The following is a 26,768-nucleotide window of genomic DNA, read 5'->3' as shown; positions in this document are numbered from 1 at the left end:
CTGTAAAGAAAAATTCTGACCGTTTCTTTTTTCGCCAAAAGGCGAAAAATCAGGCTTTTTGCGCCTGTTTATACAGCATATTATCAGGCTGAAACCCTTTTAACCCTGACGAAACGCGGCTGACAAATGCTATTCTTTAAACATTGCCCGTAACGCCCGCCTTAAACGAACAGAGATAAGGACGCTAAATGATTAAATCCGCGCGAAGTATGGCCGGGCTGCCCTGGATTGCCGCCATGGCCTTTTTTATGCAGGCGCTGGATGCCACAATATTGAATACCGCCCTTCCCGCTATAGCTCAAAGCCTCAACCGTTCTCCCCTGGCAATGCAGTCCGCAGTCATTAGCTATACCTTAACCGTAGCCCTGCTTATTCCCGTTAGCGGCTGGCTGGCCGATCGTTTTGGTACCCGCAAAGTTTTTATTGTCGCCGTTTCGCTTTTTACGCTGGGGTCGCTGGCCTGTGCCCTCTCAGGTTCTTTGACCACCTTAGTACTGTTCAGGGTACTGCAAGGCGTAGGCGGTGCGATGATGATGCCGGTTGCACGCCTGGCCTTGCTGCGGGCCTATCCCAGAAGTGAACTACTTCCCGTGCTGAACTTTGTCACCATGCCGGGACTGATTGGTCCGGTATTGGGGCCTCTGCTGGGTGGCGTGTTGGTTACCTACGCCACCTGGCACTGGATCTTCCTGATTAACATTCCAGTGGGCGTCGCCGGGGTTATTTACGCACGCAAGTATATGCCGGACTTTACCACGCCGCGCCGACGGTTCGATTTGCTGGGCTTTCTGCTCTTTGGCACAGGATTGGTTTTATTGTCGAGCGGGATAGAGCTGTTTGGCGAGAAGATTGTGGCTTCCAGCATTGCGCTGGCGGTGACCTCAGGCGGCATTCTGTTACTTCTTCTTTATATAGTGCATGCCCGGCGACATCCCACTCCACTTATCCCCTTGCCGATGTTTAAGACCCGGACATTCTCCGTGGGGATTTTGGGCAACATCGCCTCCAGGCTGGGCACGGGATGTATTCCTTTCCTGATGCCGCTGATGTTGCAGGTCGGGTTTGGTTATTCCGCTATCCTGGCCGGATGCATGATGGCACCCACTGCGCTGGGTTCAATAATGGCTAAATCCACCGTAACCCAGGTGCTACGCTGGTTTGGCTACCGAAAAACTCTGGTATGGATAAGTGTGATTATCGGCGTGCTGATCGCCAGCTTCTCCTTACAGACGCCGGCAATGGGTCTGACCCTGCTGCTGCTGCCCCTCTTTATACTCGGTATGGCAATGTCGACCCAGTTCACCGCCATGAACACCATTACGCTGGCCGATCTGAATGATGCCAACGCCAGCAGCGGTAACAGTATGCTGGCGGTGACGCAACAGCTGGCAATCAGCTTCGGCGTGGCGGTCAGTGCTGCCGTGCTCCGCTTCTATGAAAACTTTGATGGCACTACCGTTCAGCACTTCCATGCCACCTTCCTGACAATGGGGGTGTTGTCGGTGATCTCAGGGCTGGTCTTTATGATGCTGAAGCCAGGTGACGGCAGACATCTGATCAGTGACCGTGAGAAACGCCGGAAAAAAGCTTAGCGTTCCGCAACCGATCCGCGTTCAATCAGTTCCGGGGTCAGCACCAGCAGCTGCTGACTGCCGCCCGGCTCTGCCAGACGATGGAGCAGCGTATCGATAGCCAGCTCGCCCAGCTCATCTTTAGGCTGATGGATGGTGGTCAGCGGCGGCGTCATGTAGCGGGCCAGTTCAATATCGTCATAGCCAATAACCGCAATGTCCTGCGGCACGGAAAGACCGGCCTGGAACAGCGCATGGTAAACACCCACTGCCATTGCATCGTTACTGGTAAAAACGGCCTCGGGCAAGGGATTGAGCGCCAGCAGCTGGTTCATAGCGTTATAGCCGCCCTGAAACTCAAAATCCCCGTTCACAATATAGTCTGGCGGTAGGGGTAGCGCGGCCTGGGCCATCGCCTGCTGAAAGCCTTCAAGCCGCAGACGCGCGGGCGTTTTATCCTGCGGCCCGGCAATACAGGCAATGCGGGTGTAACCACGCGCGATCAGATAGCGGGTAGCCATCTCCCCGCCCAGCAGAGAATTGTCCTGAATAATATCGCTGCCGCCCTCAAAGGGGGACCAGTCCATCATCACAGAGGGAATAGAGGGATAGCGGTTAAGGATCTCAGCAGAGGGGATGTGACTTTCGGTACACATGATCAGCAAACCATCCACACGCTTTTGCAGCAGCGTTTCCAGACTGCGGTTCATACGGTTTTCATCGCCGTCGGTATTGCAGAGCACCAGACTGTAGCCCCGCTCATAACAGCTTCTTTCCACGCCGCGTACCACTTCTGCATAGAACGGGTTGCTGCTGGCGGTCAGCAACATTCCGATAGTGCGGGTCTGGTTAATCTTCAGGCTGCGTGCCAGAGCTGAGGGCGCATAATTAAGTTGCGAGATAGCTGAGGTGATTCTTTCCCGCACCGCCTCACTGACGAAGCGATTGTTATTGATGACGTGAGACACGGTTGACGTTGAAACACCCGCCAGCCTTGCGACATCCTTCATCGTGGCCACGGGCTACCCCTGCTGCTGTAAGAAACGATCGGTTTCATCACGCCAGGGCACGGAAGGCTGCGCCCCAGGCCGGGTGACTGCGATGGCAGCAGCGGCATGAGCAAAAAGCACGGCCTCTGTCATTGGCCGCTGTTCCAGCAAGGCCGTTATCAAAGCTCCGTTAAAAGTATCGCCAGCCGCAATGGTATCTACCGCCGCGACTTTGAAACCGGGAATTCGCTTGCCCTGGCCCTGTTCACTCAGCCAGACGCCACGGCTGCCCAGCGTAATTAACACGCTGTCGATGCCTTTCTTATGCAAAACCGCCGCCGCGCGCGCTGCTGAATCATCGGAATCAACATGCACACCGGTGAGGATCTCGGCTTCGGTTTCATTAGGGGTGATCATATCCACCAGCGCCAGCAGTTCATCAGAAAGCGGGGTTGCCGGGGCGGGATTCAGGATCACTTTCGTCTGGTGTCGATGGGCAATTTTTGCCGCAGCCAGCACGCTCTCCAGCGGGGATTCAAGCTGCATTAATAGTGCCGCTGCGTCAGCAATAATCTGGTGATGTTTTTCCACCAGCGCAGGCGTTAATGCTGCATTAGCTCCTGCCTGAATGGCGATGCTGTTTTCACCTTCACCGTTCACAAAAATCAGTGCCACGCCGGTTGGTTCCCCCGCGATGACTTCCACTGAAGTTATGTCGATTTTGTCTTCAGCCAGCTGCTGGCGGATGCGCTGGCCGATATCGTCTTCACCCACACAGGCAATAAAGGCGATATTCGCGCCGCTGCGTCCGGCTGCCACGGCCTGATTGGCACCTTTGCCACCAAAGGCTACCTGATAATGCTTACCGATCACCGTTTCGCCGGGACGGGGGAACGTTTCCAGATTAAGGATGTGATCGGCATTAATGCTGCCAAGGACGGCCAGCTTGTCGGTACTTTTCATAGGGTGTCGTCCAGAAAAAGGCGCCACCTCATGGAGGTGGCGCGTGCCCTGCTTTTCTTTGATTTATTTAGTGACCAGCTTCAGGTCAACCGGATTAATCGCCTGAACTTTCTGGCCCTTCAGCACTTTATCAGCCGTATCCACGCCGATAACGCCGATCTGCTCTGGCTGCTGTGCCACGGTCGCGGCCAGTTTGCCCCCTTCAACGGCTTTCATACCATCTGCGGTGCCGTCAAAGCCGACTACCACAACATCAGATTTGCCTGCGGTTTGCAATGCACGCATTGCACCTAATGCCATTTCATCGTTCTGGGCAAATACCGCCTGCACGTCTGGGTGCGCCGTCAGCAAGTTCTGCATCACGTTGAGGCCCTTTGTACGGTCAAAATCAGCGGGCTGGCTGGCCAGGATCTGGAATTTATGGGCATCTGCCGCCGTTTTGAAGCCTTCGCCACGTTCACGCGCGGCAGAGGTACCGGCAATGCCGGAAAGCTCAATAATTTTGGCATTTTCGCCAACTTTCTTGGCAATGTAATCACCGGCCATTTTGCCGCCGAAACGGTTATCAGAGGCGACGTGGCTGACCACTTTTCCCTGCGCTGCCATACGGTCAAGAGTAATGACCGGGATATTTGCCTGGTTAGCCATTTTGACGGCATTACCTACGGCATCAGAATCGGTTGGGTTGATCAGCAGCAGCTTAGCGCCACGGACGGTCAGATCCTGCACGTTAGCCAGCTCTTTCGCCGGGTTGTTCTGCGAATCCAGTACCACCAGATCATAGCCCAGTTTGTCAGCTTCTTTCTGCGCGCCATCCTTCAGCGAGACGAAGAAAGGATTATTCAGCGTGGAAACCACCAGCGCGATAGTCTCTTTTGCCAGCGCGTTAGCGCTTACGGTTACGCCAAGCAGAACGGCCAGTGCAGTCAGTTTCATTTTCATTATAAAGTCCTGTAGGGAGAGTTATTTACTGCTTTTGTTATCTACCAGCACCGCGAGCAGTATCACCACCGCTTTAACGATCATTTGGTAGTAAGAAGAAACGCCGAGCAGGTTAAGGCCGTTATTCAGGAAACCGAGGATCAGCGCACCAATCAGCGTTCCCATAATACGTCCTTTGCCCCCGGCCAGACTGGTACCGCCCAGCACCACCGCCGCAATGGCATCCAGCTCGTAGCCAGTTCCCGCCGTGGGTTGAGCCGAGGAGAGTCGTGCGACCTCAATGGTGCCAGCCAGCGCAGCCAGCATGCCGCTCAGGGCATAAACGGTAATTTTGACGCGGCTGACGCTGATGCCGGATAAGCGGGTTGCCGCTTCGTTGCCACCAAGCGCATAGATGTAGCGGCCCAGTCGGGTATGGTGCAGCATGTACCAGGCGGCCAGGAACACCAGTGCCATAATCCAGACCGGCGCGGGAATACCCAGCGGGCGGCCAATACCGAACCAGCCGAACAGATCGGCATTGTCATTAAAGCCTGTAGTGACCGGACTGCCGTTGGTGTAGACCATAGTTACGCCGCGCAGCAGCAGCATCATCACCAGCGTGGCGATAAATGCCTGTACTTTGCCTTTCGCGACTATCGTGCCGGTAATCGCGCCAATCGCGGTGCCAAGCGCCAGCGAAGCCACCACGGCCACCAGCGCATTCACTTCCAGCCCCACCAGTGAAGCGCCTACCGCGCCGGTCAGTGCCAGCAACGATCCCACAGAAAGGTCAATGCCAGAGGTCAGGATCACCAGCGTCATGCCTACCGCCATGATCGCGTTGACCGAGGTCTGTTGCAGAATATTGAACAGGTTGTTCAGCGTAAAGAAGTTGGGACTGAGGCTGGAGACAATAGCGATCAATACAATCAGGGCGATCAGGGATTTTTGCTCCAGCAGCCAGCTCTTGCTGAACGGCCGGTTGGCACGAAGGGTTTGGGTACTCATGGTTGCTCCACGCTAAGTTGCTTACCGACTGCCGCCGCCATTAATACTTCCTGCGTGGCTTGTTCGATGGGGAAATCTCCGCTCAGGCGGCCTTCGTGCATCACCAGCACGCGATCGCTCATGCCCAGTACCTCTGGCATTTCAGAGGAAACGAGAATGATGCTCAGCCCTTCCTCTTTGAACTGATTAATTAACTGATAAATCTCTTTCTTTGCCCCCACGTCCACGCCGCGGGTCGGTTCATCCAGAATCAGCACTTTTGGACGGGTCATCAGCCCACGGGCGATAGCGACCTTTTGCTGATTACCGCCGGAGAGCAGCCCAATGGGTTGCTCCATTGAAGGCGTTTTGACGTTAAAGAGTTTGATAAAGTCGCTGACCGCCAGCTGTTCTTCGGCATGCTTCAGCCGACCGCCGCGATGGCTGAAGTAGTCCAGCGCCGTCAGCGACATGTTCTCTTTTACCGACATGCCCAGCACCAGCCCGTCGCGCTTGCGGTCTTCAGAGATATAAACGATGCCGTGTTGCAGCCCTTCTTCGGGGGAACGGGTGACCACCTCTTTGCCATCCAGCTGGATGCGGCCTTTATTCCGCGGCAGCGCGCCATAAAGCACCTTCATTAATTCGGTACGCCCTGCGCCCATCAGTCCGGCTACGCCGAGGATTTCACCTTTGCGTAAAGTGAAGCTCACGTCATTCACCCCAGGCCCGGTAAGGTGCTCAACCTTCAGGCGAACCTCACCCGGCGCTTTATCCAGGCGCGGATACTGCTCTTCCAGCTTGCGCCCTACCATCATTTCAATCAGCGAATCCTCATTGAGCGAATCAACTTCACGCTCAGCGATAAACTGGCCGTCGCGGAAAATGGTGACGTCATCGCAGATCTCAAAGATCTCCTTCATACGATGCGAGATATAAACAATGCCGCAGCCCTGCGCCTTCAGCTCGCGGATCACGCGGAAAAGCGAAGCAGTTTCGGTATCGGTCAGCGCATCGGTAGGTTCATCCATCACTATCACTCTGGATTGATAGCTCAGGACTTTGGCAATTTCGACCATTTGCTGATCGCCAATTGAGAGATCGCCCACCAGCGTATGGCTGCTGAAGCGCAGATTCAGCCGCTTTAACAGCACCTCCGCTTCGGCGTGCATCTTCTTCCACTGGATACGCCCGATGGCGTTCACAAACTCACGGCCCAGGAAGATATTTTCCGCAATACTGAGCTGCGGGATAAGGTTCAGCTCCTGATGGATAATGCCAATTCCCGCTTCCTGCGACGCTTTAGGCCCGTTAAAAGAGACCTCGTTACCCAGCCAGTGAATGCTGCCGGCGTCACGTGCATAGATGCCGGTCATCACTTTCATCATGGTGGATTTCCCGGCACCGTTTTCACCCACCAGCGCCATCACCCTGCCCGGAAAAACCGAGAGCGCGGCACCAGAGAGCGCTTTCACGCCTGGAAAGGATTTATCAATGCCTTGCAGTTGCAGTAAAGGTTGCATCATGGCCTCAGAAGGTCACGCCAGCACAAAGGATAATATTCGCGAAGGGAGAACACTCCCCGCTGCGGATCACCGCCTGGCTGCGCTGGGTTTGCTGTTTGAACTGTTCATGAGTGACGTACTGAATAGAAAGGGTGTTTCCCTGATGTTGTTGCAGCAAGTCGAGCAGGGCTAACAGCTCATTGTGGAGTTGAGGATTATGGGTTTTGATCTCTTCCGCGATGATGGCGCTTTCTACCTGCATCTCTTCCGTAACAGTTTTCACCACCTGCATAAAGCTCGGGATACCCTGCGTCAGCGCCAGATCGATGCGCTGCGGTCCGGCCGGGATCGGCAGACCAGCATCGCCCACCACCACGCTGTCGGTATGCCCCAGGCGGGAAACCAGCGACGAAATTTCAGAATTCAGTAAGGTGCCTTTTTTCATCTTTCACTCCAGAGCGAAACGTTTCGCTGATCGGGAGTGTATGAGAGGCAGAAGGGAAAACAACGAGCAAAGTGTGAAATTGTGATCGCCATCGAAACGTTTCGCTGTCCTGTGACGAAGTTTGACTTAGGCACAGCTAAACGGGAGATCGGCAAGAAGTGGCCGGCAGCAACCGGCCATGTGCAGCGGAATTAATTGAAGACCATACCGCCATCAATCAGCAGAGACTGGCCGGTCATATAGTCAGAATCGGGGCCAGCCAGGAAGGAGACACAGGCGGAGACATCTTCTGGCTCAGAGAGACGGCCCAGAGTGATGCGTTTGGCAAATTCAGCTGTGCCATACCCCGCTGGCTTACCTGCTGCGCTGGAAATCTGACGATCGATCTCTTCCCACATCGGCGTTTTCACGATTCCCGGACAGTAGCCGTTCACGGTGATGCCAGCCGGAGCCAGATCGCGCGCAGCGGTTTGTGTTAACCCACGTACCGCAAACTTACTGGAGCTGTAAATCGCCAGTTCCGGGTTACCCACATGCCCCGCCTGAGAACAGGCATTGATGATCTTGCCGCCATGCCCTTCAGCCTTAAAGGCTTTCACCGCAGCCTGAATGCCCCAGATCACCCCTTTTACGTTGATTGCGTAAACTTTATCGACAATTTCCGGCGTGATCTCTTCAATAAGCGTGGTGGGTGCTATTCCGGCATTGTTAACGATGACGTCAAAGCCTCCCAACTCTTTACGGGCCTGCTCAACAGCGGCAAATACCCGATCGCGGTCGGAAACATCCACCGTAACGGCTAACGCTTTCCCTCCCTGCGCGACAATCTCGTCGGCAACCTGGCGTGCCGTCTGGCTGTTGAAGTCTGCCACGGCAACGGCGAAACCATCTTTTGCCAGCCGGAGGGCAATCGCTCTGCCAATTCCCTGACCGCTGCCGGTCACTAACGCTACTTTCGTTTTCATCTCTACTCCCTGAACGGTAATTAAAGAATTTGACTCAGATGCAGCTGGCCCATCAGCATCGGGTTGTCGGCATAGTCGACCGGCACCGCTACCACAGCAGGCCCCTGCACATCCATCGCTTTACGCAGCGTAGGTTCCAGCGCTGCCGCGCTCTCCACGGCAAAGCCTGCCGCGCCAAACGCCTCGGCATAGGCTTTGAAATCAACCGGCCCGAATTTCACGCCAGAGACACGCTGGTACTTTTTCTGCTCCTGCATCGCCACCATGTTGTATTCCTCATCCACCCAGATGATGTGCAGGATATTGGCCTTCAGCCTGACGGCGGTTTCCAGCTCCATGCTGGATTGCAGGAAACCGCCATCACCGGAGACGGAGACCACTTTACGGCCCGGATCGACCAGCCAGGCCCCTATCGCCCACGGCAAGGCCACGCCCATGGTCTGCTGTCCGTTGGAGATCATGATTTGTCGTGCGCGGAAGCTGTAAAGGTAACGGGCTATCCAGATATGGAAGCTGCCCATGTCCACCGTCAGGGTCACGTCACTGTTGATGATGTCCTGCATTGCCCGCACGATGCGCAGCGGATGCAGGGCAAACTGATTCAGGTTCTGACCCTGTAGGGAGAGCAGTTCACGCTGCTGCTGCCGATCCGCCAGAATGGCGGCGGCCTGAGCGCTGAGCTGTAAGGGAGAGGCGATCCGCGCAGCCAGTTTATCCAGCGTGGCGGCGATATCCCCCACCAGCTCTGCATCCGGCAGATAGCAGTTATCCGCATCGGCGGGCAGTACATCGATATGCACCAGCGTCGCCGTACCGCTGTTCCACATGGCAGGCTCATACTCCACCGGGCTGTAGCCGATGGTGATGATCAAATCAGCCTGGCGTAATAACCGATCGCCCGCCTGATTGTTAAACAACCCCACCCGACCGGCAAAGCGAGAGAAATGATCCTGTCTGACCGCTCCCGCCGCCTGATAGGTACTGGTAACAGGAATATGGCTGCGATCCAGCAGGCGGTGCAGCGCCTCGCTGTTCCCTGGCTGGCTGGCCATCAGCCCCAGCAGCAGAACAGGATTTTTCGCGCTGGCGATTTGAGCCGCTACCGCTGCAATTGCCTGGTCCGGCGCGGCGCCCAGCAGCACCTGACCTTTGCTGTTCAGCAAGTTGCCACGGGCAGGCTGGTCAACGATATCCTGCGGCAGGCTGACAAATGCCCCGCCGCCGCGCCCCTGCTCCGCCTGACGGAAGGCGTTGGAGACCACTTCAGACAAAGCGTTCGCATCCGTTACCTCCACCGCATATTTGGTGACCGGGCGGAACATGGCGACGGTATCCATGCTCTGATGAACCTGTTTGGCGCTGTCCGCCCGCTTTACTGCCCCACCCAGCGCGACTACCGGGTCGCCCTCGCTGGTGGCGGTAGCCATACCGGTGATGAGGTTGGAACAGCCAGGGCCGGAGGTGACCAGCGCTACTCCGGCATTACCGGTCAGCCGGCCAACGGCCGCCGCCATAAACGCCGCGTTGGCCTCATGCCGCACGGGAATGGTCTGGATTGAGGAGTCCACCAGCGAATCAAAGACCTTATCGATTTTGGCACCGGGAATACCAAAGACCTGCTTCACGCCCTGCGCCTCAAGCTGGGCGACGACCAGGTCGGCGCCATGTTGCCAGAGCGTTGTGTCGGATGGGGTTTTCATCATCACTCCTGATAATTAGCTTTCAACGGAACGGATGGCTGAATCCAGATTGTCGGGATTCAGATCGGCCTGTAAGAAATCGCTGTCTTTGGGCAGATCGATCACCAGTTTGCTGATTTCGCCAAAGGTCAGCAGGCCCTGCTCCAGTTGGTAATCAAGCAGATGTCCTCCGCCCTGGCGGTCATCGGTAATGAAGTGCTCGTGATAGCCTGCAACGTTGATGCCCTGCATGTATTGCGGCGTACGGAAGCCAATCAGCACGCCATCACGCTGGCTGAAATGAAAAGTAGGCTGCTTGTCTAACACTTCCGGCATGGAGCGGTAAGGGCGATGCTGGCAGGGAACGGTGCGGGTCTGCGCGGCAGAAAAGCGCCCGTCGATACGCAGCGCGCAGAACTGATTGTCTGACGTCACCTGGCGATTGATAAGGTCATGAATACCTTCGCGGCTGGCTGGCTCACTGAGCTGGATACGATGTTGGGGTCTGAAAAAGGTCATTACCGCAAAAGGCGTTTTCTGCTGCGGGCTGGCTTCACGTGCGCTGCCATCTGATTTGAGCTGGTAGACATTACTGTCGAAGGCGATCATTTCACCATCCAGCTGGTTAAACGTCCCCAGGCCAAAATTCCCTTTTTTCAACAGGTCAGCGACGGAGATGCTGCCTTCATACACGCCACTGAGCAAGGCGCTCATCAGCGAGGTCTGATAGATTACACTTTCTGGTTTATCTTGTTGCAGCAGGCTGACGGTGGTCGCCAACTGTTGCTCACATAAACAGTCGGTTACAGAATGTTTCATGGCTTCTCTCGTGGCTAAAAGGTTAAGAATCATTAACAGGATGTTGACTCGGTTCAGCCGTAAATACCAATATAGGGAAGCCATGACTTTGAGACGTTTTTAATATGGAACTTCGCCATCTGCGTTATTTTGTTGCTGTTGCCCGTACGCACAGCTTTACCAGGGCAGCGGAAATGTTGGGTATTTCACAACCGCCGCTGAGCCAGCAAATTTTGCGTCTTGAGCGTGAAATTGGCTTACCGTTGCTGAAAAGGCTTACCCGCAGCGTTGAGCTGACAGAGGCTGGCGAAGCGTTTTATCACGACGCCTGCCAGATTCTGGAGCTGAGCGGCCTGGCGCTGGAAAAAGCCAAAGGCATTGCCCGCGGCATCAGTGGGCAGCTTTCACTGGGCTTTGCCAGTTCAGTCGCTTTTCACGCTTCGGTTTTCCGTCTGTTAAGGGCGTTTCAGGATGGTTATCCCGATATGGTCATGAACACGCGTGAGCAGAATATGGCGTCGCTGATGCATGACCTACAGGAAGGGGTACTGGATGCGGCATTTGTCCGTTTGCCCTGTGAGAGCAGCAAGACTTTTAATCTGAAGGTGATTGCCAGCGAAAAGATGCTGGCGGTGCTGCCGCCCGGACACAGGCTGGCCCAGGAGGGAACGCTTTCCCTGAAGCAGCTGGCAAAGGATCCGCTGGTGCTGTTTCCCCGGGAGGTCTCGCCCAGCCTGTATGAAATGATTATCAGCGCCTGTCTGCGCGCCGGCTTTCAACCCCGTAACGGGCAGCAGGCTCCGCAAATCGCTTCAGCTATTGGCATGGTGGCCAGCGGATTTGGGTTTACCCTCGTGCCGGAATCGCTGGTGTGCATCCATCACCCTGAGGTGACATTTCATTCGATTGACGATGCGGTGCTGAACAGCGATATTGCGCTGGCATGGCGCAGGCAGGATCGCTCACCAGCGGTACTGCATCTGGTGGCGATGTTATCTGGCAGGAGTCAGGAAGCCCCCTCTCCTGCCAGCCAGGCTACTAGCCCTTAACTTTACGGATCTGCTTCACGTCCAGTTCAAGCGAGTTAAAATCTTTATCAAGCTTGCCCTGTAGCTCGACTTTATCGGCTGGCGTGATGCTCTGCCCATCCCAGCGCTTATCATCAATTTCTACCGTCATAGAGCCTGTGGCGTCACGGAAGGTGTAATCCTCATCACCTACGCGTTTCTCAATGTTGCCACGCATCGTGACCCATGCGTCATCACTCATATCCTGGGCCTGTTTCACCGTGGCTACCGTGCCATTGGGGCCAGAGAAACCGCCTTTCTGCGCCACGGCAGCAGGCGCATTCGGATCCACAAATCCACCGGTCTGCGCGGCCAGAACCGGCATAGAAATCAGGGCAGTAATAGCTAATAAAGCAGCGCTCTTTTTCATCGTTTTCACCTTATTCCTTTCAGGAGTAACAGTTGTTATTGCGTTGGTTGAGGTCCAGTAAAACAAAAGGTTCTTAACAGGATCTTAAGAAGCTCCGACAACGGCTTTTATTTGTTTAAATTGACGAAAAAGCCCGAACTTCCCGGATCGACGCTGTACAAAGCCCCTGCTGGTTTCGTATAAAACCGTTAACCCCATAAGGAACTTTGCATGCGTATTTTAGTTATAGAGGACGATCCGCTAATCGGTGACGGGATCAAAGCCGGGCTGATAAAGCTGGGTTTCAGCGTCGACTGGTTTACCGAAGGAAAAGAGGGCATGACGGCGCTCAGCAGCGCGCCTTTTGACGCGGTGGTGCTCGATTTAAGCCTGCCGGGGATCGATGGACTGGCGATCCTGCGTCACTGGCGTCAGCAGGGACAGGATGAACCCGTGCTAATCCTGACAGCAAGGGATGCCCTGGAACAGCGCGTTGCTGGTCTGCAACAAGGGGCCGATGATTATCTTTGCAAGCCGTTTGCACTGAGCGAAGTCGCCGCCCGTTTGCAGGCGCTGATCCGCCGTCGCCACGGCCAGCTGCAACCCGTTCTCAGCCATGGCGCCGTGGTGATGGAGAGCGCTTCCCATACTGTTACCCTGGATGGCGAACCCCTGCTGCTGAAATCCCGCGAGCTGGCGCTGCTGGAGCTGTTCCTGATCAACAAAGGTCGGGTGCTGACGCGCGCCCAGCTCGAAGAGAAGCTCTATGGCTGGGATGATGACGTCTCCAGTAACGCCGTGGAGGTGCATATCCATCACCTGCGAAAAAAACTGGGTAGCCAGTTTATCCGCACTATCCACGGAGTGGGTTATACGCTGGGAGAACCGGTTTGAGCCGGGTAAGTTTACGCCTGCGTCTGATGCTGGGTTTCCTGCTGCTGATCCTGATCGGCTGGGGCAGCGCCGGTGTAGGCTCGTGGTGGCAGACCCGGCATAAAATCAACGAATTATTCGATACCCAGCAGATGCTGTTTGCCAAAAGGCTGGCCGCCATTAACCCGGAACAGCTCAGCCATGAGCCGCTGACCCTGCCTGAAACCAAAAAGCTGATAAAACACCATCGTGGAGAACAGGAGGACGATGCGCTCGCCTTTGCCATCTTTACTCATGATGGCCGCATGGTGATGAACGATGGCGACAACGGCAAAGACTTTCTTTTCAGTTATCAACGGGACGGCTTTACCGACGGCAAGCTGAAGGATGACGATGATTTGTGGCGAATGGTCTGGCTGACCACACCCGATGGTTCTGTGGTGGTGGTCGGACAGGAGTGGGAGTACCGCGATGAGATGACCAGAGATATCGTGCAGACTAACCTCTGGCCCTGGCTTATAGCGCTGCCGGTGATGCTTATTCTGCTGCTGTGGCTGGTCACCCGCGAGTTAGCCCCCTTAAAGCGCATCGCCAGCCAGTTGCGCAGCCGCTCACCTGATGACCGGACACCGTTGACAGAGAGTCGACTGCCGCAGGAGGTACGCCCACTGGTGGATGAACTGAACTCGCTTTTTGCGCGCATCGCCAGAATGCTGGCACGGGAACGCCGCTTCACCTCTGACGCCGCACATGAGCTTCGCAGCCCGCTGGCAGCGCTCAAGGTGCAAACAGAAGTCGCCCAGCTCGCCCATGACGATCCGCAAATGCGCCACCACGCACTCTCTAATCTTGATGCCGGTATCGATCGCGCCACCCGGCTGGTGGATCAGCTGCTGACGCTTTCCAGACTTGAGAGTGAACAGGATCTTGAGAAGCAGCCGGTTAACCTGCAACAGCTGTTGCAACAGGCAGTGGTGGATCACTACGCCAAAGCGCAGGCTGCCGGTATTGAGCTCAGCCTGGAGGCGCCTGAGGCTCCGGTCATCAAAATGGGGCAGCCTCTGCTGCTGGCGCTGATGGTACGCAACCTGCTGGATAACGCCATCCGTTACAGTCAGACCGGCGGTGAAGTGCAACTGGCGCTCACGCCACACACGCTTGAAGTACTGGATAAAGGGCCGGGCGTCACGCAGGATGCCCTTGAGCGCATAGGAGAGAGGTTTTACCGGCCACCGGGCCAGGAGAAGTCCGGGAGTGGGCTTGGGCTATCCATTGTCAGCAATATCGCTCACCTCCACGGTATGCAAATCAGCTTTGCCAACCGCCGAGAAGGGGGATTTGCGGTGAAAATCAGCTGGCCATAAAAAAGGGCCAGAAGGCCCTTTCTCTGCCGGCAACGCAGGCTAAATCTCTACCTGAGTCCCCAGTTCGATCACTCTGTTTGGCGGGATTTCAAACTGATCCGGCGCACGCAACGCATTCTTTTGCAGCATCAGGAACAGCTTGCCGCGCAGGCGCAGATACCACGGGCGTTTACCGATAATCAGCGACTCGTGGGACATAAAGAAGGAAGTTTCCATCATCCGGCAACTCAGGCCTTCCAGCCCGCAGCGGTGGAAAATCTCTTCAACATTGGGCGTTTCGCGCCAGCCGTAGCTGGCCACCACCCGCCAGAAGGTGGGAGAAAGCTGCTCAATGGTGACACGACGGATATTATGCACATAAGGCGCATCTTCCGTTCGCAGAGTCAGCAGGACCACCCGCTCATGCAGCACCTTGTTGTGCTTTAAATTGTGCAGCATGGCAAAGGGGATGACGTTCAGTGCCCGTGACATATAAACGGCGGTGCCCGGCACCCGCACCGGCGGCGATTTCTCCAGCGAGGCGATCATCGCCTCCAGAGAGTTACCGTGCTCATGCATACGGCGCAACAGGCGGAAGCGCTCGCTTTTCCAGGTGGTCATGATGATAAACATCACCAGCGCCAGACAGAGCGGCAGCCAGCCGCCGGAGAAAATTTTCACCAGGTTGGCCGAGAACAGCGAAACGTCAATGCACAGCATGAACACCAACACCAGCAGCACCAGATAGCGGTTCCAGTGCCAGTTTTTGATCGCTACCGTGGTACAGAGTATAGCGGTCAGTACCATGGTACCGGTGACCGCAATGCCATAGGCGGCAGCCAGGTTACTGGAGTGTTCAAAGCCTACAATCACAATCACTACCGCAAAATAGAGCAGCCAGTTGATGACCGGGATATAGATTTGCCCGGACTCCTCTTCAGAGGTATGCACAATGCGCATCGGCGGCAGATAACCCAGGCGCACCGCCTGACGAGTCAGCGAGAAGACGCCGGAAATCACCGCCTGAGAAGCAATCACCGTTGCCAGCGTTGCCAGGATCAGCATCGGGATCAGCGCCCAGTCAGGCGCCAGCAGGAAGAAGGGGTTTTTGATCGCCTCCGGATGGGCTAATAACAGCGCGCCCTGACCAAAGTAGTTCAGCACCAGCGACGGCAACACCACCAGAAACCACGCCAGGCGAATCGGGAATTTCCCGAAGTGGCCCATATCGGCATACAACGCTTCCACACCGGTAATGGCCAGCACCACGGCACCCAGCGCAAAGAAGGAGACCTCTTTATATTCCATAAAGAAGTGCATCGCCCAGTAAGGGTTGAGCGCATGGAGCACGTCGGGATTGTTGATAATACTGCGCGCGCCCAGCACCGCCAGCACGATAAACCACAGCAGCATCACCGGGGCGAACAGTTTCCCCACCAGCCCGGTTCCTTGTTTCTGAATGATAAAAAGCAGGGTCAGTACCGCTATGGCTATAGGGACAATATAAGCATCAAGGTTGGGCGCGGCAATCTCCAGCCCTTCTATAGCAGAGAGCACGGAAACGGCGGGGGTGATAACCACCTCGCCATAGAAAAAGCTGCCGCCAATCAGGCCCATAATCACCAGCACCGCGGTGGCTCTTGCCCCGGTATTGCGCCCCGCCAGCGACATCAGCGTCAGGATGCCCCCCTCTCCCGCATTATCGGCACGCATCACGTAACTGATGTACTTCAGCGACACCACCAGCACCAGCAGCCAGAAAATCAGTGACAGAAAGCCAAACACGGCGTCACGCTCAACGCCAAAGCCAAACTGGCCGGAGAGACATTCGCGAAGGGTATAGAGTGGACTTGTACCGATGTCACCATAGACAACGCCGATAGCCGCTAAGGTCACGGCACCCAGGGACTGCTTTTTCTCAGAACTCATAGACCAGTCTTTTGTTGGAGCCGGGTGATGCGGTATTGCGCCCTGCTCATCAAGCCATCAAAACGCGCACAGTATGCATGAATCATGATGAATGCCTATCCTAATTACGTTAAGAAAAATGACTTCACTGCCCTGGGTCACTCTTTGACAAGAAAAAAGCTGACTCGAATCAACTCTTTCAAGCATCATAGCCAGTAGTGTTTGCGCTCGCCAGTCAACAGCTGGCCTGACCGTAGAAAAGGATGAATGTTTGATTATGCCTCAGCCCCATTTACTTGCGGAAAGAATCGCCCGCCTCAGCAACGCATTAGAAAAGGGACTTTACGAACGGCATCATGCGATTCGCCTCTGCCTGTTGGCGGCGCTGAGCGGAGAGAGCGTCTTTTTGCTTGGCCCGCCGGGTATTGCCAAAAGTCTGATTGCCCGCAGGCTGAAATACGCTTTCCAGCACTCCCGCGCTTTTGAATACCTGATGACGCGCTTCTCCACACCGGAAGAGGTATTTGGCCCTCTCTCTATTCAGGCTCTGAAAGATGAAGGGCGCTACCAGCGTCTGACCAAAGGGTATCTTCCTGACGCAGAAATTGTCTTTCTTGATGAGATCTGGAAAGCTGGCCCGGCCATTCTTAACACCCTGCTGACAGCCATTAACGAACGCCGTTTCCGCAACGGAGACAGTGAAGAGAAGATCCCGATGCGCCTGCTGGTCACCGCCTCTAACGAGCTGCCGGAAGCGGACAGCGGGCTGGAAGCCCTGTATGACCGTATGCTGATCCGCCTCTGGCTGGACAACGTGCACGAAAAACAGAACTTCCGCAGCATGCTGACCCACCAGCAGGATGAGAACAGCAACCCGGTGGCGGAGTCGCTCTGTATCAGTGATGAAGAGTATAGCGAGTGGCAGAAAGGCATTTCCCAGGTTTCGCTGCCTGATGCGGTTTTTGAGCTGATTTTTCTGCTGCGCCAGCAGTTAGAGAATCAGCCTGAAGCGCCCTATATCTCTGACCGCCGTTGGAAAAAAGCCATTCATCTGCTTCAGGCCTGCGCGTTTTACAGCGGGCGCAACAGCATCGCGCCGGTGGATCTGATCCTGCTGAAAGATTGCCTGTGGCATGACGTCGGTTCCATGAAGCTGCTGGATCAGGAGATTGATAATCTGATTACCCAGCAGGCCTGGCAGCAGCAGCCGATGCTGATCAAACTGCAACAGATTGAGTCGCGCCGTCTCGCTTTGCAGCAGGAAAAAAGCGTGGAGCTGGCAATTCGCCTGGAAAAACATGGCGGCATGTTCAGCCGCAAGCCGCACTACGAGCTGCCGCCCGCGCTGGCAGACGACACGCTGACGCTGATGCTGCAAAAGCCGCTGATGCTGCATGATATGCAGGTGACACACGTGGTCATTGCCCGCGAAGCGCTGCATCACTGGCTGCAAAAAGGCGGCGATATCCGTGGCAAGCTGAACGGCATTGGCTTTGCGCAGACGTTGGATCTCCATGTGGACAGCAATGACTGCCTGACCCTGCGCGATATCAGCCTACAGGTTTCCAGACTGATGCTGCCGGGTAAACAGCAGGCCAGCGGTCTGCCGGAGGAGATTGCGCAGGCGCTGGACGAACTGGAAACGCAGCTCCGGGCGCAGCGAACCCTGTTCAGTCAGCACCAGCGCTGCCTGTTTATCAGTGACGACTGGCTGGCGCGCATCGAAGAGAGCCTGCAACAGGTTGCTGAGCAGCTGAAGCAGGCGCGGCGGTGATAACCCTGGATACGCTGAGCGCGCTGCTGGCGGTCAGCGAGGGCGATTTACTGGAAGAGCTGGTGATTGCCCTGCTCGCCAGCCCCCAGCTGGCGCTGTTTTTTGAAAAATTCCCCGGCATGAAAAAAGCGCTCTTACGCGATCTGCCCCGCTGGAAAAATGACGTACTGGAACAGATGAGAACCACGGCGGTTCCGGCAGATCTGGCGGCTGAATTCGCCTTATTTCAGCAGTTTCAGGGGTTTTCGCACGCCCCTTTTTGCCAGAAGCTGCCCGAACTCCTGGCCTGGCTCAGTCAGCATCAGTCACCCTTTGCGGAAAAAGCCACGCAGCTGCTTGCCAATACCGATCCCACGAATCTCAGCCCGGCGCAGCAAACCCTGTTTCTGCAACGCTGGCGGCTCAGCCTGACGCTGCAAACCCTGACCCTGAATCAACAGCTGCTGGAGCAGGAGCGGGAAAAGCTGCTGGCAGAACTTCAACAGCGGCTGGCGATGAGTGGCCAGCTGGCTGACGTGCTCTCTGATAACAACGAAGCGGCGGCGGGTCGCCTGTGGGATCTGACTAAAAGCCCGTTGCAGCGGAGTGACTACCAGCTGATTGTGGAATATGGTGAATTTCTGGCGCAGCAGCCAGCGTTAAAGAAACTGGCTGAACAGCTTGGCCGCAGCAAAGAAGCCAAAGCGGTTCCCAGCGAAGAGGCGCCGCTGGAAGCTTTCCACCAGATGGTGAGGGAGCCGGAAACCATACCTGAAGAGGTCAGCGGTCTGCATCAAAGTGACGATATCCTGCGCCTGCTGCCGCCCGAGCTGGTGACGCTGGGCATCAGTGAGCTGGAAGTAGAGTTTTATCGTCGGCTGGTGGAAAAAAGGCTGCTCACCTATCGCCTCCAGGGAGAAGGCTGGCACGACAAGGTCACAATGCGGCCGGTCAGCCACCAGCATCATGATGAACAGCCTCGCGGCCCCTTTATTGTCTGCGTGGATACATCCGGTTCGATGGGCGGCTTTAACGAACGCTGTGCCAAAGCCTTTTGTCTGGCGTTATTAAAAGTTGCGCTGGCCGATAACCGTCGCTGCTACATTATGCTGTTTGCCCATGAGGTAGTGAGCTATGAGCTTACGGCGGGCGATGGCATTGCCCAGGCTATTCGTTTCCTCAGCCAGCGTTTTCGCGGCGGCACCGATCTTGCCGCCTGTCTGGATGCCGTATTGCTGAAGCTGGCCACTCCGGTATGGAATGATGCCGATGCGGTGATCATTTCCGACTTTATTGCCCAGCGGCTGCCGGAAGATCTGGTAAAAAGAATCAAACAGCACCAGTTAAAACAGCAGCAGCGTTTTCATGCCGTTGCGCTGTCCGATCACGGAAAACCGGGCATTATGCGCATTTTCAACCATATCTGGCGTTTTGATACCGGCCTGAAAAGCCGCCTTCTCCGTCGCTGGCAGCGTTAAAAGCCCGCAGAAACACTCCGGCAATGCTTATTTGCTATAGTCTCAGCTGTGCTTTATACGCTTCAGCCACCAGAGAGATTGGGAGTATTACTTGTCAGGACAAAACCAGGATATTACAGCAGGCTTACCCGCACCCACCCAAACACTATTATTAAGCGGCGGCAGCGCAGAACAAAAACGTCAGGAACTCCTCGAATACTTCAATCAGACCTGGTCTCTCTACGAGAGCCTGTTTGACTGTCTGGCGGATGAACAGGCTTATTACAGCAAAGCGATCTCCCTGCGCCATCCGCTGATTTTCTATTTTGGCCACACCGCCACCTTCTATATCAATAAACTGATGGCTGCCGGGCTGATGGAGCAGCGCGTGGATGATCAGATTGAAGCGATGATGGCCATTGGCGTGGACGAGATGAGCTGGGACGATCTGGATACCAGCCAGTATCAGTGGCCCACTGTTGCCCGGCTGCGCGACTATCGCGGCAAAGTACGTTCACTGGTGAGCGCCTTAATAAAAGAGATGCCGCTGACGCTGCCCATTAACTGGAACAGCCCGGCCTGGGTTGTACTGATGGGAATTGAGCATGAACGCATTCATCTGGAGACCTCCAGCGTACTGATCCGCCAGCTCCCGGTTGAATGGGTGAAACCGCAGCCCCACTGGCCAGCCTGCCCTTCAGCGCGTCACGATCGCTTTACTGTCCCACAAAATTCGCTTATTAGCGTAGCCGGCGCCCGCGTGACGCAAGGTAAAAGCGATGAGACATATGGTTGGGATAACGAGTACGGCACCCTGACCACAGAAGTAAAATCCTTTGAAGCCAGCAAAATGCTGACCAGCAATGCTGAGTTCTTTGAATTTATCCTGGCGGGAGGTTACCAGGATAACCGCTGGTGGGATGATGAAGGCCGGGGCTGGCGTGATTTTGCCCAGGCCACACAGCCCACTTTCTGGGTCGGTTCTCCTGAAGCGCCTGAAAATCTGAAGCTGCGCCTGCTGACTGAAGAAGTCGCCATGCCCTGGGACTGGCCAGTAGAAGTCAATCAGCTGGAAGCCGCTGCGTTTTGTCGCTGGAAAGCGGCAGAAACCGGCAAGTCTGTTCAGCTTCCCAGCGAAGCTGAATGGCTGCTGCTGCGCGAGCAGGTTGCGGAGGATCGGCCTCTTAAAGCGTCAGGTAACCTGAATCTGGCATGGTGGGCCTCTTCCTGTCCGGTAGATCGCTTTGCACAGGGGGAGTTCTTTGATCTCACCGGCAACGTCTGGCAATGGACTACCACGCCCATCAGCGGGCTGGAAGGCTTTAAGGTTCACCCTCTGTACGATGATTTCTCTACGCCAACTTTTGACGGCAAACATGCACTAATCAAAGGAGGAAGCTGGATTTCCACCGGCAATGAAGCGCTGAAATCTGCCCGCTACGCCTTCCGTCGTCACTTCTTTCAACATGCCGGCTTCCGCTACGTGGTTTCCACTCACCAGGAAAAAATCGCGCTCAATCCTTACGAAACGGACAGCATGGTTTCGCAGTATCTGGACTTTCAGTACGGCCCGGACTATTTCGGCACCCCTAACTATGGCAAAGCGCTGGTAGATATCGCCTGTCAGATGACGGAAAAACGGGGCCGGGCGCTGGATATTGGCTGTGCAACCGGTCGCGCCAGCTTCGAACTTGCCCGCCATTTTGATGAAGTCGTCGGCATGGATTATTCGGCCCGCTTTATTGATGTGGCGTTGCAGCTCACTTCGGGCGAAACGTTCCGCTACGTCACCCAGGAAGAGGGTGAACTGGTGGAGTATCGTCAGGTTCACCTGAAAGATTTTGGTCTGGGGCCGGAGCAGACCAGCCGCATTCAGTTTATCCAGGGGGATGCCTGCAACCTCAAGCCTCAGCCCGATCGTTACGACCTGGTAATCGCCTCCAATCTCATTGACCGGCTGCGTCAGCCTGAGCGCTTCCTGCGGGACGTAACGGCGATGATCCGCTCTGGTGGCGTACTGATGCTCTCCTCGCCTTATACCTGGCTTGAAGAGTACACGCCAAAGGAAAACTGGCTGGGGGGCATTCGTGAGAACGGTGAAGCGCTGACAACTTATCAGGCACTGCAACGCCTGCTGGCTAATGATTTTGAAGAGATGGCTTCACCCCAGGATGTGCCTTTTGTGATCCGCGAAACCGCACGTAAGTATCAGCACACCGTTGCGCAGCTCACCATCTGGCGTAAACGTTAAACTGCAAGCGGGCGTTAACAGCGCCCGCTGTTTATTCCACAATGATATTGCCTGTTCCCCGCCTTTCCTGCACATTAAACCTTCTCACACTGCATATTCGCTAACTCTGGAACCCTTATGGCAGATAATCTGCAAATAGATAATCTCGATCGGGGCATTCTGAATGCTCTGATGGCGAACGCCCGTACAGCTTATGCCGAACTGGCAAAAGTATTTAACGTCAGCCCTGGAACCATCCACGTACGCGTGGAGAAAATGAAACAGGCCGGGGTGATCAAAGGAACCCGAGTGGAGATTGACCCCAAACATCTGGGTTATGACGTCTGCTGCTTTATTGGCATCATTCTGAAGAGCGCCAAAGATTATCCTTCCGCGCTGGCCCGGCTGGAGAGTCTGGATGAAGTGGTTGAGGCCTATTACACCACCGGCCACTACAGCATCTTTATCAAGGTCATGTGCCGGTCTATCGATGCGCTGCAACAAGTGTTGATCAACAAGATCCAGACCATTGATGAAATCCAGTCCACCGAAACGCTGATCTCGCTGCAAAACCCGATCATGCGCACCATTAAGCCCTGATCTGTGCACAGAATTATCCACAGTCTGTTTTGCTGTTTTTCCCTTCAGAGGATCGTGCTTTTCACGCCGCAGAGCGTTTTGCCTGGGCCAGCACCCAGCGCCCGCAGTATATTTCAGTGTATAAAGACCGCGAGCGCTACCCGAGTCGAAAATAGCAAGTAAGCCAGGTACCCCACATAAACCCTCACTTTTCCACAGGTAGATCCCTGCTTAATCACAGCGTACAATACCCGCCTTTGTAATCCAGGGATCTTCATCATGGCGGACGTAACCTTAATCAGTGGCAGCACCTTAGGCGGCGCAGAATATGTGGCTGAACATCTGGCAGAGAAGCTGGAAGAAGCGGGCTTTTCAACGGAAATGCTGCACGGCCCGGAGCTGGATGAGCTAAACACGCAAGGGGTCTGGCTGGTGGTCTCTTCCACCCATGGCGCAGGCGATCTTCCTGACAACCTGCTCCCCCTGTTTGATGCAATAGAAGAAAAGAAACCCGATTTGAGTCAGGTTCGCTACGGCGCGGTGGGAATTGGTAACCGCGAATACGATCTTTTCTGCGGTGCCATTGAGAAAATGGACGCTCTGCTGGCCTCTTGTGGCGCTCAGCGGATAGGTGATCGTCTCGAAATAGATGTCCTTGAGCATGAGATCCCTGAAGATCCAGCTGAGGTTTGGATCGCCAGCTGGAAAAACCTGCTGAACTGAGGATCGCGGGCGGCAGATCGTCCCGCTTTTTGCTGCCTTTGTCGAAAAAAGCGCCCAGGTTTTGTAAATATTGCCCTTTTTTGTACAATAAATTAGCGATCGATTGTGGATAACTATGCTCAATACCCGGTAATAACCGGTGTTTATCCCAATAACAACTTGGTACCCTGGCTAAGCCTGTGCATAACATGCCATTTAGATCCCAGCTTATACGCCACAGGATCACCGATCTTTCACAGCATACGATCCTTAATAACCTGATGATCGTTATCAGGAAAAAAGGCTTATCCACAGAGATCGTCGATCCTAATAGAAGATCTAACAAAGAGATCTCTAGATAAAAAAGATCTTCTTTTTAATACACGCCGGGCTGTGCGCTTTCCCCTTCGTCTAAAGTTGAGTAGAATCCACGGCCCAGCAGTAATCTCTCATTCGCACAATCGCGAGGTGCAGTACCATGTTTTATCCAGATCCTTTTGACGTCATCGTAATCGGTGGTGGTCATGCGGGTACCGAAGCCGCCATGGCGGCTGCCCGAATGGGTCAGCAAACCCTGCTATTAACCCATAACATTGATACGCTTGGACAAATGTCCTGTAACCCGGCGATCGGTGGTATTGGAAAAGGACATCTGGTTAAAGAAGTGGACGCACTTGGCGGGTTGATGGCGCATGCAATTGACCAGGCGGGCATACAGTTCAGGATACTAAACGCAAGCAAAGGCCCGGCAGTGCGGGCTACCCGTGCTCAGGCAGACCGCGTGTTGTATCGACAGGCTGTTCGTACCGCGTTAGAGAATCAGCCAAACCTGATGATCTTCCAGCAGGCTGTAGACGATCTTATCGTTGAGAACGATCGGGTCGTAGGCGCAGTGACCCAGATGGGACTGAAGTTCCGTGCAAAAGCCGTTGTGCTGACCGTAGGGACTTTCCTTGATGGAAAAATTCATATTGGTCTCGATAACTACAGCGGCGGCCGTGCTGGCGATCCTCCTTCGATCCCTCTGGCCCGCCGTCTGCGTGAGTTACCTCTGCGCGTCAGCCGTCTGAAAACCGGAACGCCGCCACGCATTGATGCCAGAACCATTGATTTCAGCGTACTGGCACCACAGCATGGCGATACGCCAATGCCGGTCTTCTCGTTTATGGGAAATGTCAATCAGCACCCTGAACAGGTGCCGTGCTACATCACCTACACAAACGAGAAAACGCATGATGTGATCCGTAATAATCTGGATCGCAGCCCGATGTATTCAGGCGTTATCGAAGGTATTGGGCCGCGCTACTGCCCTTCCATCGAAGACAAGGTCATGCGTTTTGCCGATCGTAACGCTCACCAGATCTTCCTGGAGCCGGAAGGCCTGACCAGCAATGAAATTTACCCGAACGGCATCTCAACAAGCCTGCCGTTTGATGTACAGATCCAGATCGTCCGTTCTATGCAGGGTCTGGAAAACGCGAAGATCGTCCGGCCTGGTTACGCTATCGAGTATGATTTCTTCGATCCGCGCGATCTGAAACCATCGCTTGAAAGTAAATATATTCAGGGGCTGTTCTTTGCAGGACAGATCAACGGCACCACCGGCTATGAAGAAGCGGCGGCACAGGGCCTTCTTGCTGGTCTGAATGCGGGTCGTCTTTCCGCAGACAAAGAGACCTGGGCGCCACGTCGCGATCAGGCTTATCTCGGTGTGCTGGTTGATGACCTCTGCACCCTGGGCACAAAAGAGCCGTACCGTATGTTCACCTCCCGTGCGGAATATCGTCTGATGCTGCGTGAAGACAACGCCGATCTGCGTCTGACCGAAGCGGGTCGTGAACTGGGCTTGGTGGATGATGCCCGCTGGGCGCGCTTCAATCAGAAGCTGGAAAGCATTGAGCAGGAACGCCAGCGTCTGCGAGACATCTGGGTACACCCGAAGTCGGAGTGTGTTGAGGAAGTCAACGGCGTACTGAGCGCGGCGCTGACCAAAGAGGCAAGCGGTGAAGACCTGCTGCGCCGTCCTGAGATGACTTATCAGCAGCTGATGACCCTGAGCACCTTTGCCCCTGCGCTGAGCGATCCTCAGGCCGCAGAGCAGGTTGAAATTCAGGTGAAGTACGAAGGCTATATCGCTCGCCAGCAGGAAGAGATTGACCGCCAGCTGCGCAATGAAAATACGCTGCTGCCGGTTGAACTGGATTACCGTCAGGTGAGCGGCCTTTCAAATGAGGTGATCGCCAAGCTTAACGATCACAAACCAGGATCGATTGGCCAGGCTTCCCGTATTTCAGGGATAACCCCCGCAGCCATTTCCATTTTGCTGATCTACCTGAAGAAACAGGGATTGCTGCGTAAAAGCGCCTGATCTGTTCAGCAGTCATAACGTAAGGGGGCGGAAGAGAATCCGCCCCTGTTGTTTTTGTAAGGCGGGACGAATACATTTGCCCGCAGACCTTTTCACAGGAACTCAGTGTGATTACCAAACTCACTTCTCTGCTTAACGCCGCCCATATTTCTCTCTCCGATCGGCAAAAGGATCTGCTGGTGGGGTATGTCAACATGCTGCACAAGTGGAATAAAGCCTATAATCTGACCTCGGTACGTGACCCTGAGCAGATGCTGATCCGTCATATTATGGACAGCATTGTGGTTGAGCCAGCGCTACAGGGAACGCGCTTTATTGATGTAGGAACCGGTCCGGGCCTGCCAGGCGTGCCGCTGGCTATTGTCCGTCCTGATTCGCACTTTACCCTGCTGGACAGCCTGGGCAAACGCATCCGTTTCCTCAAACAGGTCCAGCATGAACTGAAGTTGAGTAACATCACACCGGTTCAGAGCAGGGTAGAGGACTTTCCGGCCGAACCGCCGTTCGACGGGGTTATCAGCCGTGCCTTCGCCTCTCTGAATGACATGCTAAACTGGTGTCACCATTTGCCGGGCAAAACAGGTCAGTTTTATGCTCTTAAAGGAGTAGTTCCGCAGGAAGAATTAGCTCATTTGCCGGAAGGATTTACCGTCGATCGGGTGGTGAAACTGCTGGTACCTCAGTTGGAAGGGGAGCGTCATCTGATCGTGGTAAATGTGAATAAATAAGGTCAGATTGCTGTTTAAATCATCAAAACGCGCGGCTGTTATTGCGGTTTTTTAAACTTAGTGTCGCGTAAAAGCCGAATAGCCTTATTGACCGTAAGTGCTTTAAGTAACAGGATTTTAGTTAAGTTGCGTGACTATCGTGAAGCGTAACCGCAACCTCTGCGCTACCGTCCGGCAGGTGTTGTCTGAAAATGCAGCACTCAAACGATCTTCTTCACACTTTTTATCGCGGCCAGGTTGTTTACATAAGGTTAAAACGGCACGCTGAAATTATCCGATACTCTCTGTAATATTTAACGATAATTTCACATTCTGTTATCATGTTTATCACCTCGAACCGCGATTATTCCCTGTCAGATGGTAACGGCGGAAAATATTTTCTGTTTATAAATCGAGGTGAGTAAGGCGCTTTGGTGGAATAATTCGATGCTTCAAATGTCAATATAAGGTTTTAAATGCTGAGAGGGTCTCTTTTTAAAATAAATCTCCATAACCTATTGAATTTAATCTATTAGACAGGCTGGTTTTTTATTAAATTAAGATTATTCCTGAACATAACTTAAGCATTAAGTTATCGAATTGTGA

At 54.6% G+C, this 26,768-nt stretch carries 22 protein-coding genes; 11 read left to right on the top strand and 11 right to left on the bottom strand.

Features of this window, described 5'->3' with window-relative positions; genetic code table 11:
• The first annotated feature begins 188 nt into the window (after positions 1 to 188).
• Entirely contained in the window at positions 189 to 1,592 is a 1,404-nt protein-coding gene (mdtD, locus tag AAH450_RS16965) for a multidrug transporter subunit MdtD (RefSeq protein ID WP_342911246.1), read from the top strand.
• On the opposite strand, the gene rbsR is transcribed toward mdtD, so the two are convergent.
• The 9 genes from rbsR to budA all read right to left on the bottom strand — a co-directional run bounded on the left by rbsR (position 1,589) and on the right by budA (position 10,847).
• Positions 1,589 to 2,590: a ribose operon transcriptional repressor RbsR gene (gene rbsR / locus AAH450_RS16960; protein ID WP_342911245.1), complete on the bottom strand. Its 1,002-nt coding sequence runs from the start codon at positions 2,588 to 2,590 to the stop codon at positions 1,589 to 1,591. The genes mdtD and rbsR overlap by 4 nt on opposite strands.
• A 3-nt stretch (positions 2,591 to 2,593) precedes the next feature.
• Complete coding sequence (gene rbsK, locus AAH450_RS16955; protein ID WP_342911244.1) at positions 2,594 to 3,523, bottom strand: ribokinase; 930 nt, start codon at positions 3,521 to 3,523, stop codon at positions 2,594 to 2,596.
• Positions 3,524 to 3,586: 63 nt separating this feature from the next.
• Positions 3,587 to 4,465, bottom strand: a complete 879-nt coding sequence (rbsB, locus tag AAH450_RS16950) for a ribose ABC transporter substrate-binding protein RbsB (RefSeq protein WP_342911243.1) — start codon at positions 4,463 to 4,465, stop codon at positions 3,587 to 3,589.
• A 21-nt stretch (positions 4,466 to 4,486) separates the two neighbouring features.
• Positions 4,487 to 5,455, bottom strand: coding sequence for a ribose ABC transporter permease (gene rbsC, locus AAH450_RS16945; protein ID WP_318788941.1), 969 nt, complete (start codon positions 5,453 to 5,455; stop codon positions 4,487 to 4,489).
• Positions 5,452 to 6,957, bottom strand: a complete 1,506-nt coding sequence (gene rbsA, locus AAH450_RS16940; RefSeq protein ID WP_342911267.1) for a ribose ABC transporter ATP-binding protein RbsA — start codon at positions 6,955 to 6,957, stop codon at positions 5,452 to 5,454. Before rbsA ends, rbsC begins: the two co-directional genes overlap by 4 nt.
• A gap of 7 nt (positions 6,958 to 6,964) precedes the next feature.
• Entirely contained in the window at positions 6,965 to 7,384 is a 420-nt protein-coding gene (gene rbsD, locus AAH450_RS16935) for a D-ribose pyranase (protein ID WP_342911242.1), read from the bottom strand.
• A 191-nt stretch (positions 7,385 to 7,575) separates the two neighbouring features.
• Entirely contained in the window at positions 7,576 to 8,349 is a 774-nt protein-coding gene (locus AAH450_RS16930) for a (S)-acetoin forming diacetyl reductase (protein ID WP_342911241.1), read from the bottom strand.
• A gap of 20 nt (positions 8,350 to 8,369) precedes the next feature.
• Entirely contained in the window at positions 8,370 to 10,049 is a 1,680-nt protein-coding gene (gene alsS, locus AAH450_RS16925; protein ID WP_342911266.1) for an acetolactate synthase AlsS, read from the bottom strand.
• 15 nt (positions 10,050 to 10,064) lie between these two features.
• On the bottom strand, positions 10,065 to 10,847 hold the full coding sequence (gene budA / locus AAH450_RS16920; RefSeq protein WP_342911240.1) for an acetolactate decarboxylase: 783 nt from the start codon (positions 10,845 to 10,847) through the stop codon (positions 10,065 to 10,067).
• A gap of 104 nt (positions 10,848 to 10,951) precedes the next feature.
• Between budA and AAH450_RS16915 the strand changes: the two genes are divergently transcribed.
• Positions 10,952 to 11,875: a LysR family transcriptional regulator gene (locus AAH450_RS16915; RefSeq protein WP_342911239.1), complete on the top strand. Its 924-nt coding sequence runs from the start codon at positions 10,952 to 10,954 to the stop codon at positions 11,873 to 11,875.
• Here the strand turns inward: AAH450_RS16915 and AAH450_RS16910 are convergent.
• Positions 11,865 to 12,263: a YgiW/YdeI family stress tolerance OB fold protein gene (locus AAH450_RS16910; RefSeq protein WP_342911238.1), complete on the bottom strand. Its 399-nt coding sequence runs from the start codon at positions 12,261 to 12,263 to the stop codon at positions 11,865 to 11,867. The two genes, AAH450_RS16915 and AAH450_RS16910, sit on opposite strands and share 11 nt — an antisense overlap.
• Positions 12,264 to 12,473: 210 nt before the next feature.
• Between AAH450_RS16910 and qseB the strand changes: the two genes are divergently transcribed.
• Complete coding sequence (qseB, locus tag AAH450_RS16905) at positions 12,474 to 13,136, top strand: quorum sensing response regulator transcription factor QseB (protein WP_342911237.1); 663 nt, start codon at positions 12,474 to 12,476, stop codon at positions 13,134 to 13,136.
• Entirely contained in the window at positions 13,133 to 14,479 is a 1,347-nt protein-coding gene (gene qseC, locus AAH450_RS16900) for a quorum sensing histidine kinase QseC (protein WP_342911236.1), read from the top strand. Before qseB ends, qseC begins: the two co-directional genes overlap by 4 nt.
• A 39-nt stretch (positions 14,480 to 14,518) precedes the next feature.
• Here the strand turns inward: qseC and kup are convergent, their stop codons facing one another.
• On the bottom strand, positions 14,519 to 16,387 hold the full coding sequence (kup, locus tag AAH450_RS16895; protein ID WP_342911235.1) for a low affinity potassium transporter Kup: 1,869 nt from the start codon (positions 16,385 to 16,387) through the stop codon (positions 14,519 to 14,521).
• 256 nt (positions 16,388 to 16,643) lie between these two features.
• Between kup and ravA the strand changes: the two genes are divergently transcribed.
• The 7 genes from ravA (at position 16,644) to rsmG (ending at position 26,183) form a co-directional block, all read left to right on the top strand.
• Positions 16,644 to 18,140, top strand: a complete 1,497-nt coding sequence (ravA, locus tag AAH450_RS16890; protein ID WP_342911234.1) for an ATPase RavA — start codon at positions 16,644 to 16,646, stop codon at positions 18,138 to 18,140.
• Positions 18,137 to 19,597 (top strand): ATPase RavA stimulator ViaA, encoded by a 1,461-nt coding sequence (viaA, locus tag AAH450_RS16885; RefSeq protein ID WP_342911233.1) that lies wholly within the window; start codon positions 18,137 to 18,139, stop codon positions 19,595 to 19,597. Before ravA ends, viaA begins: the two co-directional genes overlap by 4 nt.
• A gap of 91 nt (positions 19,598 to 19,688) precedes the next feature.
• Positions 19,689 to 21,827: a 5-histidylcysteine sulfoxide synthase gene (gene ovoA / locus AAH450_RS16880; RefSeq protein ID WP_342911232.1), complete on the top strand. Its 2,139-nt coding sequence runs from the start codon at positions 19,689 to 19,691 to the stop codon at positions 21,825 to 21,827.
• A 117-nt stretch (positions 21,828 to 21,944) separates the two neighbouring features.
• Positions 21,945 to 22,406: a transcriptional regulator AsnC gene (gene asnC / locus AAH450_RS16875; RefSeq protein WP_318788954.1), complete on the top strand. Its 462-nt coding sequence runs from the start codon at positions 21,945 to 21,947 to the stop codon at positions 22,404 to 22,406.
• A 258-nt stretch (positions 22,407 to 22,664) separates the two neighbouring features.
• Entirely contained in the window at positions 22,665 to 23,108 is a 444-nt protein-coding gene (mioC, locus tag AAH450_RS16870; protein WP_342911231.1) for an FMN-binding protein MioC, read from the top strand.
• A 457-nt stretch (positions 23,109 to 23,565) separates the two neighbouring features.
• Positions 23,566 to 25,455, top strand: a complete 1,890-nt coding sequence (mnmG, locus tag AAH450_RS16865; RefSeq protein ID WP_342911230.1) for a tRNA uridine-5-carboxymethylaminomethyl(34) synthesis enzyme MnmG — start codon at positions 23,566 to 23,568, stop codon at positions 25,453 to 25,455.
• A gap of 107 nt (positions 25,456 to 25,562) precedes the next feature.
• Positions 25,563 to 26,183, top strand: a complete 621-nt coding sequence (gene rsmG, locus AAH450_RS16860) for a 16S rRNA (guanine(527)-N(7))-methyltransferase RsmG (protein WP_342911229.1) — start codon at positions 25,563 to 25,565, stop codon at positions 26,181 to 26,183.
• Positions 26,184 to 26,768: the final 585 nt, after the last annotated feature.

Origin of the sequence: Erwinia magellanica (genome assembly GCF_039023495.1) — a bacterium.
Taxonomy (GTDB): domain Bacteria; phylum Pseudomonadota; class Gammaproteobacteria; order Enterobacterales; family Enterobacteriaceae; genus Erwinia.
This window is presented reverse-complemented; position numbering and strand designations above follow the sequence as displayed.